This window comes from Salegentibacter haimaensis, assembly GCF_054121495.1.
Map to the genome: position 1 here is coordinate 146059 of NZ_JBSYGH010000008.1, position 12413 is coordinate 158471.

Annotated in this window: 10 protein-coding genes; 4 read left to right on the forward strand and 6 right to left on the reverse strand. The window is 39.6% G+C overall.

Going from position 1 to position 12413, the window contains the following annotated elements:
- The 3 genes from ACW6QP_RS09565 to ACW6QP_RS09575 all read right to left on the reverse strand — a co-directional run bounded on the left by ACW6QP_RS09565 (nucleotide 1) and on the right by ACW6QP_RS09575 (nucleotide 3676).
- Entirely contained in the window at nucleotides 1-1050 is a 1050-nt protein-coding gene (locus ACW6QP_RS09565; RefSeq protein ID WP_457910649.1) for a glutathione synthetase, read from the reverse strand.
- Nucleotides 1047-2897, reverse strand: a complete 1851-nt coding sequence (locus tag ACW6QP_RS09570) for a flavohemoglobin expression-modulating QEGLA motif protein (RefSeq protein ID WP_457910650.1) — start codon at nucleotides 2895-2897, stop codon at nucleotides 1047-1049. The genes ACW6QP_RS09565 and ACW6QP_RS09570 overlap by 4 nt, the downstream gene beginning before the upstream one ends.
- Before the next feature lie 332 nt (nucleotides 2898-3229).
- Nucleotides 3230-3676, reverse strand: coding sequence for an RDD family protein (locus ACW6QP_RS09575; RefSeq protein ID WP_457910651.1), 447 nt, complete (start codon nucleotides 3674-3676; stop codon nucleotides 3230-3232).
- Nucleotides 3677-3980: 304 nt separating this feature from the next.
- Between ACW6QP_RS09575 and katG the strand changes: the two genes are divergently transcribed.
- The gene (gene katG, locus ACW6QP_RS09580; protein ID WP_457910652.1) at nucleotides 3981-6230 is read left to right on the forward strand and encodes a catalase/peroxidase HPI; all 2250 of its coding nucleotides are present in this window, start codon (nucleotides 3981-3983) and stop codon (nucleotides 6228-6230) included.
- 184 nt (nucleotides 6231-6414) lie between these two features.
- Here katG and ACW6QP_RS09585 read toward each other — a convergent pair whose 3' ends face one another.
- Nucleotides 6415-6648, reverse strand: a complete 234-nt coding sequence (locus tag ACW6QP_RS09585) for a cation-transporting P-type ATPase (RefSeq protein ID WP_457910653.1) — start codon at nucleotides 6646-6648, stop codon at nucleotides 6415-6417.
- A gap of 267 nt (nucleotides 6649-6915) precedes the next feature.
- Here ACW6QP_RS09585 and ACW6QP_RS09590 point away from each other — a divergent pair, with 267 nt between their 5' ends.
- Both ACW6QP_RS09590 and ACW6QP_RS09595 read left to right on the forward strand, forming a co-directional pair.
- On the forward strand, nucleotides 6916-7410 hold the full coding sequence (locus ACW6QP_RS09590) for a DUF4494 domain-containing protein (RefSeq protein ID WP_457910654.1): 495 nt from the start codon (nucleotides 6916-6918) through the stop codon (nucleotides 7408-7410).
- 162 nt (nucleotides 7411-7572) lie between these two features.
- Complete coding sequence (locus ACW6QP_RS09595) at nucleotides 7573-9141, forward strand: AbgT family transporter (protein ID WP_457910655.1); 1569 nt, start codon at nucleotides 7573-7575, stop codon at nucleotides 9139-9141.
- A 196-nt stretch (nucleotides 9142-9337) separates the two neighbouring features.
- On the opposite strand, the gene ACW6QP_RS09600 is transcribed toward ACW6QP_RS09595, so the two are convergent.
- Nucleotides 9338-10558 (reverse strand): hypothetical protein, encoded by a 1221-nt coding sequence (locus ACW6QP_RS09600; protein WP_457910656.1) that lies wholly within the window; start codon nucleotides 10556-10558, stop codon nucleotides 9338-9340.
- A gap of 584 nt (nucleotides 10559-11142) precedes the next feature.
- Here ACW6QP_RS09600 and ACW6QP_RS09605 point away from each other — a divergent pair.
- Nucleotides 11143-11688: a hypothetical protein gene (locus ACW6QP_RS09605; RefSeq protein WP_457910657.1), complete on the forward strand. Its 546-nt coding sequence runs from the start codon at nucleotides 11143-11145 to the stop codon at nucleotides 11686-11688.
- A 280-nt stretch (nucleotides 11689-11968) separates the two neighbouring features.
- Here ACW6QP_RS09605 and ACW6QP_RS09610 read toward each other — a convergent pair whose 3' ends face one another.
- A complete protein-coding gene (locus tag ACW6QP_RS09610) occupies nucleotides 11969-12271 on the reverse strand; it encodes a hypothetical protein (protein WP_457910658.1) in 303 nt (100 codons plus the stop codon).
- Nucleotides 12272-12413: the final 142 nt, after the last annotated feature.

Consider the following 12413-nt stretch of genomic DNA (forward strand, 5'->3'; position numbering starts at 1 on the left):
TTATGCCATCGTTGCCAGAACTTTATTGGTCAACTGCCCCTTATAAAGTTCTTTATATTCTACTTTTCTTTCAATCGCTTCGATTACCATTGGGGTAAAATCGGGTAGCCCAATATCTTTAAAGCGTTCCATACCTCCCGGGCTTAAAACATTTATTTCTATAAGTTTATCTTTCACTACATCGAGGCCTACAAAAAACAGCCCATCGCGAATAAGTTGAGGTGCGGTAAGATCTACGATACGCTGCATCTCTGGGGTAAGATCACTGCTGTTTGCCGTAGCGCCCTGCCTGAAATTACTTCTGAATTCTCCTTCACCCGGCGAGCGGCGAATGATTGCTTGTACACCATCTTTTTCCATTACCCGTCCATTTAGCAGAAGAATTCTAACATCGCCATCTTTTACCGCCGGTAGAAATTCCTGTGCGATCACATAGCCCTGCTCGCTTATGGTTTCTATGATTTGATTTACGTTCTTTTCATTCTCGTCGATTAGAAAAACATCTTTTCCGCCCGAGCCTTCCAAAGGTTTTAAAACCATCTTTTTATTGTGCTTTTCCCAGAATTTCAGCAAATCGTCCTTGCTTCGGGTAATCAGGGAATCGGGTTTTATCTCTTCGGGTAATTCTTCAAAGTATAACTTATCTATAAAGGCGTGAGAAAGTGCGTAGGCATCGTTTAATACCAGTACCCCCTGCATTTGCATCATTTTCCCAAAAGCTACCCCGGCGTGTTCAGCCCATTCCCGGCCCGAACCTTCTTCGGTTGGATTGTTTCTAATGAAGAGCACATCTAAATCTTTTGAAGTAAGGCGTTTCTTTTTCGCCTTTTTGCTTTGCAGCGCCTCTAAAAATTTGGTAGCCGATTTGGTTTTGGTGTTGGCAGGTAGGGTGGTGGCGTGAATACTAATGGGGCCGTCGTGGTGAAAGTTAAAATCTCCCACGCCCATTGCGTAAACCTCGTGACCGCGCTGGTGTGCTGCAGTCATTAATAAAACCGAAGTTCCACATTTTTCGGTTTCAATATCATTCAATACAAAACATATTCTCATTGGTTTATCATTTGTGAAAGGGGCAAGCCCTCTCTGATTAGGTTTAATTTTTGTTCGATGTCTTTATTCAGTAAAAAACTGGGAATTAATTTTGCCGGTTTCAGCACGTTTCTTTCGGTTAACTCTTTGATTATTCCCGTGTGTTTTAATCCGAATTTCCCAGCCAGCAAGGTCTCAAATTCTCCTCCCTGCTGCAGGTGTTCGCGTAATTCCACAAGACCTTTCAGGTAAATAATATCTTTTAGAAATCCGCCGCCCTGCATAATTCTGGAAGTAATATTAAAGGCACGTTCGGGGGAAAAGCCGTAGTCTTTATAAAGCAGGCTGAAAATTTGCTTAAAATCGCCTCCTTCCAACAGGGCAGAACCGGCAATAACTCTCCCGGCCAGGGTTCGTAGGCGGTTTACGGTTAAGCCACCAACCAGGTACTCGGCCATAACTGCCAGGCCTTCCTGTAAGGGGTCATAATCGGCCAAACCACTTTTAAGCAGCTCCAGGGGTTGAATGCTTCCATTATAAAAAGTGAGTACGTGAGTGCCCACCTCGTGCTGGATGAGGGCCATCGCCTCGGTTTTATTCATTTTGTAATCGGCAGGGATATAGAGTTCACCCCGGGATACCATCATTATATTCACATCTTTTCGAATATGTACCCGGCTGTCGAATTTTTCATCCTGTTCTTTGAAATAATCGAATTCCCGGCGGGCCAGGCTGCTAAAGCCTTTAGAGTCTATAAGTTCTTCGGCAGCATTGGGTTCGGTTTCAGGAACTTCGCGCAGCAATCTTCCGGCTTCTTCGCTTAATTTGGGGTCTATTCCCTTGTATAATCTAATGCTGTTGTAGAAGAAATTCTTGGTGCCGCGTTCGCTTAGCATAGTGATTTGTTGATCGAGCTCTTCTCTTTTTTCTCTGAAGAGATAAGACATCGCGGGATCATCGATTTCTTCAATGGGCAAATTATATAGCTCCCGCTTTAAAACGTCAGGATCTATTGGTAACAAGCGGTAGTGATAATCGAGTACTTTTTCGTAATTGGTTTCAAAAAATTTATCCTTGATTTCGTGAATATTTGCCGGCGAGACCAACCATAGAAACTGAAAGGAACTTTCAATCTTTGAGAGCTTTTTATCGATCTCAAAGACCTTATCTTTCAGGTATTTTCTTCCCAGCGCATTAAAGCTGCTCACCCCGCAGGAAGTTTGTACCCTTATAAACTGAAATATCGATTTATGAATGGCTTTCACCACATAATCTCTAAATTCCCTGAAAAATACAGGATAAAGTTTTCCTACATCATTGCGGTACACCGGCGGAATTTCAAGCCCTACCAGAACAGCACCCGAGCTTTTCGCCTCTTCAATAGTCATTAAAGCTTCATCTCCATCGCGCTGTCTATTCGGGGTATCTATAATTTCGGCCTGTAAATAGAGGCCAGAGTAAAGATTATTAATCTTATTAAACTCGTCTTCCAAAACCTCCAGACTGGCCGGTAGTCTTTGGGCGGGACCTTTAATTCTGAAACACCTTGAACCGGGTTCCCCGGCATAAATTTCAAATAGTAAATAGGATTTGAAATGAGTAGAAAGCTGGTCGGCGATTTTATAAACCAGGTCGCGATAAGCTTCAAAATTCTCATTGCCTATCACCAGGTAGGATGCTTCACTCATCAAAAGCCGCATAGTACCTTCATCGTTTTGCCGACGCCGGTAAATAACAAGGTAAGGGAGATCTTTTTCGATATGTAATAACCCGTCACCGGGCAAACTCACATTAAGTTCTTTATCGGTTTCAAGGTTTGTTAAAATTTGCTTAATCGATTTCTCAGATAATTCCGATATCTCCAGCATTTTTATTTGACTTTGAAATTTTAATTAGGTTTTAATCTTCTGCTAATCAATAAATAGCTGAAAATATTAGAGAAGATTCAACTTAAATTTAGAAAGAAATATGGGCTTTTCTTCCTTAAAATGCGACTTTGGGTTTTATTTAAGATGGCCACCCGAATCCCGGTTAAATCGACCAAAGAAAGCATCAAAAACATTAACAGTTTTTAAGATTGTGCTCATTCTCAAGGGAATACCCTGGCCGTAGAATTGCGGGCTTTTTTAAAAATCATGGTAACTATAGAAAACCCTCCCAGGTAATTAATGCAGGGGTATCGCAAATTCCAGGCTGCTCTCTATAATTCCTTAAGCGGTTTAAAGGGTCTCACCACCCGGGTTTCCGAAAATTTATCGTGAAGCGTATTCTTTCTAAACATCAGGGATATAAAGTCTACAGGAAATAAGCGCCACAGACTTCGAATTAAGATTTGTTTCCTTCCGGGTCTTTTTCCAGATTTGGAAATTACCTTAGTTCCGGTTAAAAATTTCCCCAGGGTTCGCTGGCTGTTCAATTCACTAAAATAATAATAGCCGGCATACAGCAGAATCATCGCAGTATAAGCCAAAAAATTGATGCTGAAATGGCTTAGATCGGGTAGATAAAAATCGAGCATAATCACTGCAAAAACCGCCAGGAAAAACCAAAGAATAAAATCAATAATAAAATTGATCGCCCTTACCCAGATATGCACATCCATAAATTCTGGAAAATCCTGTGGGTTTAAGTTTGGCTCTTTGTTCATTTTATTGCTCAATTCAAAAGTCAATATTAACCCATAGATAAATAGGAAAATACTTCGGCTTTAAATTTTATAAACATTTTATGTATTGTATGAGTATAGCAAGTAAAAGTTTGGAAATTAAATGAACCCGATTAGAATCTTATTATAATCCTGCAGCTTGAAGAAATGATATTTCAGTATATGAAGCATTTAGGAAGGGACTATAAATTATATCTTATTTATATAGTTTTTAGTTATGAATAATTTAATTGAATAAGAAAAAATTATTATATTTTTAAACTGTTAATCATTAAAACCAACCCCTATGGAAAAAGACAAGCATCCCGATAACCACAAAGTTTGGGAAGTAAATGAAAGCAGCAAATGCCCGTTTATGGGAGGAGCTACAGAGTTTACCGCCGGCACCGGAACTACAAACCGCGACTGGTGGCCTAACCAGTTAAATTTAAGTATTCTAAGACAGCATTCTTCACTGTCTAATCCTATGGAAGAGGATTTTGATTATGCTGAAGAATTTAAAAGTCTCGACCTTAATGCCGTAAAAGAAGATCTCTTTAAACTTATGACCGACTCCCAGGACTGGTGGCCGGCCGATTATGGCCATTATGGTCCGCTTTTTATTCGTATGGCCTGGCATAGTGCCGGGACTTACCGAATCGCCGATGGTAGAGGAGGAGCCAGTTCGGGTTCCCAGCGTTTTGCACCTCTCAACAGCTGGCCCGATAATGCAAACCTTGATAAGGCCCGACTTTTACTTTGGCCTATTAAACAAAAATACGGTAGAAAAATCTCCTGGGCCGATCTTATGATCCTGGCCGGGAACTGTGCGCTGGAGTCTATGGGGCTTAAAACCTTTGGTTTTGCCGGTGGTCGCGAAGATATTTGGGAACCCGAAGAAGATATTTACTGGGGTTCTGAAGGAGAATGGCTCGCCAATAAACAGCGATATGAGAAGGGGAATACCCTTGAAAACCCATTAGGAGCCACGCATATGGGGCTCATCTATGTGAATCCTGAAGGCCCTAATGGAAACCCAGACCCGGTAGCTGCAGCCAAAGATATTCGTGAAACTTTTGGCCGTATGGCGATGAACGACTATGAAACCGTTGCCCTTATCGCCGGCGGACATACCTTCGGGAAAACTCACGGGGCTGCCGATCCCGAAAAATATGTAGATGTAGAGCCTGCAGGTGCAGGAATCGAAATGCAGGGATTGGGCTGGAAAAACAGCTTTAATTCCGGAAATGCTGCAAATACTATCACCAGTGGAATTGAAGGCGCCTGGACGACCACTCCTACCAAATGGAGCAATAATTTCTTTGAAAACTTATTCAATTTCGATTGGGAATGCCATAAAGGTCCCGGTGGAGCTTACCAGTGGAAACCCAAAGCAGGAGCCGGCGAAGGCACTGTGCCAGATGCACACGACCCCAATAAGAAGCACGCCCCCTTTATGCTAACCACCGATTTGGCTCTTATTCAGGATCCAGATTATGAAAAGATTTCCCGTCATTTTTATGAAAACCCAGATGAGTTTGCTGAAGCTTTTTCAAAAGCCTGGTATAAACTTACCCATCGGGATATGGGGCCGGTTTCCAGATATTTGGGGCCAGAGGTTCCTTCAGAAGAATTGATTTGGCAGGATCCTATTCCAAAGGTAGATTATGAGCTGGTAAACGAGGCCGATATCGAGCTATTAAAATCTAAAATTCTGGACTCGGGATTATCGGTTTCAGACCTGGTTAGCACTGCCTGGGCTTCAGCTTCCACTTTTAGGAATTCAGATAAAAGGGGAGGGGCTAATGGTGCCCGAATTCGCCTGGAGCCACAGCGACACTGGGAGGTGAACAATCCGCCGAAACTCCAAAAAATCATTCGTAAACTGGAAGAAATCCAGGAAGAATTCAACAGCGAAAATGGAAACCGCAAGATATCTATTGCCGACCTTATTGTTCTTGGGGGTAGTGCAGCCATAGAAAAAGCAGCAAAAGCTGCCGGGCAGGATGTTAAGGTTCCGTTTAGCCCAGGAAGAAATGATGCATCGCAGGACCAAACCGATGCCGAAGCTTTTGAAGTTTTAGAACCTGCAGCCGATGGGTTTAGAAACTACAGGAAAAAACATGAAAGCATCAATACTTCAGAAGAAGAAATGCTGATAGATCGCTCCCAGCTGCTTAACCTGAAAGCTTCAGAAATGGCGGTTTTAGTGGCCGGAATGCGTGTTTTGGAAACCAATTTTGACGGTTCCAAACACGGGGTTTTCACCAAAAGACCCGGCCAGCTTACCAACGACTTTTTCGTGAATTTGCTTAAAATGGATACGACCTGGAAAGCAAAATCTGATGATCAAAAGATTTTTGAAGGCCGCGATCGCAATTCAAACGAATTGAAATGGACCGGTAGCAGGGTAGATCTCATTTTTGGATCGAATTCAGAGCTTAGAGCTATCGCCGAAGTTTATGCCTGCCAGGATGCCGAAAAGAAATTTGTGAAAGATTTCGTTGCAGCCTGGGCCAAGGTGATGAACCTGGATAGATTTGATTTGAAGAATTAAGATAATTATAATCTATTTAAAAGCTGTCTGCTAAGGGAAACGCCCCGGTGCAGATAGCTTTTTTTATGCCCTGTTTTCTTCTGAAGTTTTCTTTTTGCGGTTTATGTACTTAAAAATTTCCATTACCAGGATGATGATAGAGGTCGTAAAAAATAGCCTCAACCAGATGGTCCAGCTTACGGGTTCAAGAGATAAGATTTGTTGCATAAACGGCAGCCAGTAGAATATATATTAACGGACTTAGAAACTGGTTTAAAATTATGCGAAAAAGCGTAAGCCGCCTGCGGGAAGGCAGGAGGTTTTTGCCATATTTTGAGCTTCTTTCTGAAGCTTCAGCAGAACCAAGCCCTGCTATGGAAGTTTCAAAAATTTCAAGAATTTCATCTACATTTAATCGATGGTAGACCTGCTTTTTCATCCTTCAAAATTTGCTATTTAAAGATACGACAATGGAAAAATAAAATTTAATATTTCCTGAAAGCCGGGAATTTTACAGGAAATTCTTCCGTAGAAAAATTGGGCTTACAACCGGCCTAGGGCTTAAACTTCAGAAGATTAAAAACAACAGAAGGATTCCAGGTGTTGACTGGAAATCTATCGAGAACTAAAATTGTGAATATCTCCCGGGTCAAATAATTTTGTGGGCAGATTTTAATCCTATTTTTGGCAGCCTAAAAAATAAGATATGAGTGCAACCTGGTATGAATGTAAGGTGAAATACAGAAAAACACACGAAACGGGAGAGCAAAAAGTGACTACCGATACTTACCTGCTGGATGCGGTATCCTATACTGAAGCTGAAGCCAGAATTAGCGAAGAAATGAAGGCTTATACCAGCGAGGATTTCAGGATAATGAATATTAAAGTCGCAAATTTTTCAGAGGTGCATCCTTTTGAAAATTCAGATAGATGGTTTAAATCCAAGGTCTCTTTAATCGCTCTCGATGAAGAAAGCGGGAAAGAAAAAAAGACCAATACCTATTTACTGGTACAGGCTAATGATGTGAAGGAAGCTTTCGAGAATACCACTATAGCGATGGAAAATACTATGGGCGATTATTCGATTCCTTCTATTACCGAATCTCCTATCCTGGATGTTTTCCCTTATTTTTCGGGCGAAGAAGAGGTGGAGCAGACTGAAAATACAGAGGAAGCAGCAGCGCTTACTGCTGAAGCATAAACTCTAAATTCAATATTCTGAAAGGCTGTTTAAGAAATTAGGCAGCCTTTTTTTGTTTTCTGAATTGAAAATCTAAGAGATTCAGGCAGGCAAAAAAAATCGGGTTAATTCTTTTGAAATATTCCTATTTTAGCAATTCATTAACAATTTAGCTAGTTCATTATGAAGCAAGCGGTCGAAACACCCAAAAAAGGAATATTAAACAGGGCTCTAGATTTGGTGGAAAGAATTGGGAATAAATTGCCCGATCCCGCAATTTTGTTTTTCTATTTACTCATTTTCGTTTGGGTGCTCTCGGCTTTACTATCTCCCTTCGATTTTGGAGAAGTTCACCCAATGACGGGAAGCAGTTTAAACGTTCAAAACCTGTTAACCGGCACTCAGCTGGCCGAATTCCTGGCCAGTATGGTAAATACCTTTGTGCTGTTTGCTCCTTTGGGAATTGTGTTGGTAGCAATGCTAGGGGTAGGGGTGGCCGAACATTCGGGCTGGATAGACGCCGGCTTAAAGAAGCTGCTGAATTTCACGCCTAAAAAGCTGCTTACCCCAATGCTTATTTTAATCGCGATTGTAAGTCACACCGCAGCCGATGCCGGTTATGTGCTGGTAATTCCTTTGGGTGGAGTGATTTTTTACGCCGCGGGACGGCATCCTCTTGCCGGAATTGCTGCTGCCTTTGCAGGGGTTTCGGGAGGTTTTTCTGCGAACTTTGTGCCTTCGGCTATAGATCCGCTTATTATGAGTTTTACGTTGGAAGCAGCCCGAATTCTTGACCCGGCGATTAACCTGAACCCTTTAAACAACTGGTATTTTACTTCGGCTTCCACCTTATTGATCGTGCTTGTAGGCTGGTGGATCACCGATAAAATTATTGAGCCCCGGCTTAGAAAAGTTGCGGTAGATGGTGATGAAGACCAAATGCCTAAAATGGAAAACGTGACTTCTAAAGAAAGCAGGGCATTCTGGATGGGGCTTGGAGCTATGCTGCTGGGGCTTGTAGGATTGTTTCTATGGGCAATGCCCGAAGATTCTGCCTTACGGGGACCCGATATGGTAGATTCCGAGATTCAGTCCCTTACTTCCTTCCACGCTCCTTTAATGAAGGCTATAGTCCCGCTTATTTTCGTGCTTTTGCTAATTCCGGGACTGGTTTTTGGTTTTGTTTCCGGGAAATATAAATCTTCAGGAGATTTGATTAAGAGTATGACCAAATCTATGGAAAGTATGGGCTATTATATAGTGATGGCCTTTTTCTGTGCGCTGTTTATAGATGCTTTTTCCCGTTCAAATATCGGGCTGTTAATTGCCATTAAAGGCGCAAATTTCCTGCAGGCGCTGGAGTTGCCGGGACAAATAACCATTGTGGGGATCGTGATTCTTAGTTCGTTTGTGAATTTAATGGTGGGCTCGGCTTCAGCAAAATGGGCGCTTATCGCACCTATTTTTGTGCCTATGCTCATGCAACTGGGTATATCTCCCGATTTAACCCAGGCGGCTTACAGGGTTGGAGATTCAGTATCAAATATTATCACGCCATTATTGCCTTATTTTCCGCTGGTTGTGGTGTTTAGTCAGCGGTATGTGAAAGGAATGGGAATTGGAACTTTAATTTCTATGATGTTGCCGTATTCGGTAATATTTTTAGTGGCCTGGACTATTTTCCTGTTAGTGTACTGGTGGTTGGGAATTCCGTTGAGCTTTGAGGCGAATTATGTGTACCCAGCTCCTTAGTGAAGTTAAAGCGGTATATTTAGTTGTTAAGGGTTCGGGAAAGGCTGGTAGGCGTAATTTCCTGTATCATTTCCTGTTTCTTTAGCGAGGAAATCAGGCATTGTAAGCGAGCCGGGTCCCGATAGCTCGGGATCGATTTGAGACAGGCTTAAGCATTGCCTATATTGTTGCCCGTTTTTCCAGGATTTTGCCGGATTTAATTTTTACTCAAATTCATTATTGAATCATCATAATCATTTAAACCTTTCTTCATCTGATTGACATTGAATTTTATTCTCTCTAATAAGTCTCCGTTCACATTTTTAATTATAAATATTTGTTCCATTTCATTTTTTGAGGTCGAACGATTACCCGGATAACCCAAAAACATGATTTGTTTATTTTTAATTTTTACTAAGTTGATTATAATATTGGAGAAATCTTTTTTCAAAAACTCTACCCTTATTTGGTTTTGGTTGTTGTCTTTTATATCTCTTTTAAACTGCCTGCTCAATTGACTTTTGTCATTAGAAGAATCTTCATTTATACCAACTCTAAACATTTCAGATAATTTAGTAGAATTACCAGAATTGATAAAAATCAACCATTCAACCAATCCTTTTACTAATTTATCATCAGGGGTATATAAAAAAGATATCTGTTCAGGGGGAAAATCTGGAGATATGTAAATTTCTCCATCTACCGCATTAGAAAATTTTTCAATTTTTTGAATTTCACCAACTTTTACAATTGCACGTTCCCTCTTCTTTAATTTAATGTATCTATTTTGGTTTTCGCGGTTTGTTATTCTTATTAAATCTGGAGCGTTACTACCACCTTCAGCCCTCATTATATTAACCCATTGCTCGCTGGTTAAACCATCTGCACCACGACTTCGGTCAAAAGTCTCAGATATTTTTCCTGCTTTTTTTACAAATTGATTCCTTGGGGTATAGGGGTTCCCAAGATTTCGTCTATAATAAATAATTTCATCACAATAGGAGTGAGCAGAATTTATAGACTCAATAAAAGTATTGAAATCTAAAAAAAGAAGTACCTCTTTATTTTTGACTAAGTTAGAACTAGCCTCTTGTAAATTTAATAAAGTGCTTGTACGGATTTCGTGAAAAGTTGTATTTTCTGTATTTAGATTTGTTGGGGTAGTATTTTGTGTACTGGATTGAATTAGATTTTCGGAAATATTCAACATTTCTATTAATAGCAATTTCAATTTACTCGAATGAAAATGATTTTTTAAGTTTTCATCCATAATGCTATTTGTTAGTCCGTAAAATTTATAGCCTATACTATCTACCATTTCAACCATAAGATTCTGTTCAGATTTACCTTTTTGGTTCGCCACTTCACTGTAAAGCAATTGTGCATATCCCTGGTTAAGAATAAAGTAAAAAATAATTACTAGAGTTTTTTTATACATACTTAGACCATCAAATTTTAGATGTACATATCCAGGAGTTTAAGGCGAACGACCAGTCTAAAAACAGCGAACGTACAGGGACCCGATAACTATCGGGATCGATTTTGTACTAAGATAGCATTGTTTTTATATAGTATTGTGAACCTTTCTTGTCCAACGAAAGGAGTCTTCTAAATGCTGATTTTGCTGTTTATATTGGTAGGGCAGAATGTGTTCGAAATTCGCAACATAAGTCTCAAACTGTTTTTCCGTCCGTAATTGATTAAATCAACCTCCGAAATTTAGTGGCCTAAAAAACCTTGTTTGAAATGATCCCAATCAGAAAATATTTCCCTGAAAATGTAAAAGGTAATTATTGCGACAATTAGTGAAACAACAATACTTGTGACGGTTGATTTTGAGATTTTAAAATTCATATTGTAAAATTTATCTTTTTGGGTTAATAGTTCACAACGTTCTGTATAAAATTTCTGGATAACTATAGGGATGATTTTGAGACAGGTTAAGCATAGGTTTTATACGTCGTTGTTACTTCTTTGATTGATTAGATGCTATATTTGTTATTAGATTATAACAAACAAACAATGCGTCCTCTAATCTTTCTATTTATTTCCTTTTTTCTAATTTCCTGTATTCCCATAAAGATAGCCCCTAAAATTGAAACAGATAAATTAGTTAAAGCAAAAAGATTCAAAAGAGACCTTCCAGCTAAGTATGCGTTTGTTTTTGAAGACCCGAAAGACTCTGATGAGTTTTATAATTTTATGAATGCAAAGTATGATTTAGGGTTTATTGATGTCGAATCGAATGTCCCAATACAAATTGAAAACAATACCTATTTTCTTTCATTCTACGAAAGAGAAAGGGTTACTGAAACAATTAATTTGATTCCGATGGCTATTGATGCAGGTCTTAAATCAAAAGGGAATAACACAATTCTTGAGGAGGCTCATACATCCAGAACTGGTCATTGGTATTTAGTTTTAATTGTTACCGATGATGCATTGGAAGACGGTTTGAACCCGAATTATGTTAATCAAGAAAAAATAATTAAATACCTCAGAAATCTGAAAAATGAATATTTAACCACGCATAACTATATCGAAACTGTTTTAAAAAGAAATGATTGATTAAATCATTACATTGTCCATAATGAAGACCAACGGTTATGTATAAAGACAGTGCAAGTAGATGATCGTGATTCTCCGTCTTTGTTCACCGAAGCTTTAGCGGAGGTGAAAGGACTATTGTCGAGGCAAGCGTATAAAACAGTGCGAGCTGGCGAGCGTGATTGTCCGCAGGACAATTAGTGGAGCTAGCAAGCATTAAGTTTGATTTCAAGATTGGATTAAGCATTGTTTTTATATTTTGTTGTAAACTGTGCTGTCCTCAGATCAATAATCTATTAAATTATATCTCAACAAGCTTCAATATTTCTATTTTAATTAGCGATCCTGCAAATCCGCAATTGCTTCTCTCTTCAGTCAGTTTATATGTTATCCGCGCCTCAAGAGTATTTTCTGAATATTCACCTGGTAAATTGTCTGTAGTGAAAAACTCATTACTCTCAGTTTTAATGGTGTATAAACAATTATCAACCTCGGATCGGTCAATCGAAATTGTAACATTTTTGGTTATCGGATCGTCAGAATCATCACTTTCACAACTCACAAAAGCAAAAATGATAAGGATTAGAAGGCTAAACTTTTTCATAATTTAAAAATATTAATTTATGCATTGTTTACAACGTCTCATTTAAAAACTATGCTAGCGGGCGGGCGTGATTGTCCGCAGGACAATCAGCGATACAAGCGAGCATTGATTTTCGATTTGGTACTAAGATAGCATTGTTTTT

Coding starts and splice junctions, on each gene's coding strand:
- ACW6QP_RS09565 (WP_457910649.1), bottom strand. CDS start 1,050: ATGAGAATATGTTTTGTATTGAATGATATTGAAACCGAAAAATGTGGA.
- ACW6QP_RS09570 (WP_457910650.1), bottom strand. CDS start 2,897: ATGCTGGAGATATCGGAATTATCTGAGAAATCGATTAAGCAAATTTTA.
- ACW6QP_RS09575 (WP_457910651.1), bottom strand. CDS start 3,676: ATGAACAAAGAGCCAAACTTAAACCCACAGGATTTTCCAGAATTTATG.
- katG (WP_457910652.1), top strand. CDS start 3,981: ATGGAAAAAGACAAGCATCCCGATAACCACAAAGTTTGGGAAGTAAAT.
- ACW6QP_RS09585 (WP_457910653.1), bottom strand. CDS start 6,648: ATGAAAAAGCAGGTCTACCATCGATTAAATGTAGATGAAATTCTTGAA.
- ACW6QP_RS09590 (WP_457910654.1), top strand. CDS start 6,916: ATGAGTGCAACCTGGTATGAATGTAAGGTGAAATACAGAAAAACACAC.
- ACW6QP_RS09595 (WP_457910655.1), top strand. CDS start 7,573: ATGAAGCAAGCGGTCGAAACACCCAAAAAAGGAATATTAAACAGGGCT.
- ACW6QP_RS09600 (WP_457910656.1), bottom strand. CDS start 10,558: ATGTATAAAAAAACTCTAGTAATTATTTTTTACTTTATTCTTAACCAG.
- ACW6QP_RS09605 (WP_457910657.1), top strand. CDS start 11,143: ATGCGTCCTCTAATCTTTCTATTTATTTCCTTTTTTCTAATTTCCTGT.
- ACW6QP_RS09610 (WP_457910658.1), bottom strand. CDS start 12,271: ATGAAAAAGTTTAGCCTTCTAATCCTTATCATTTTTGCTTTTGTGAGT.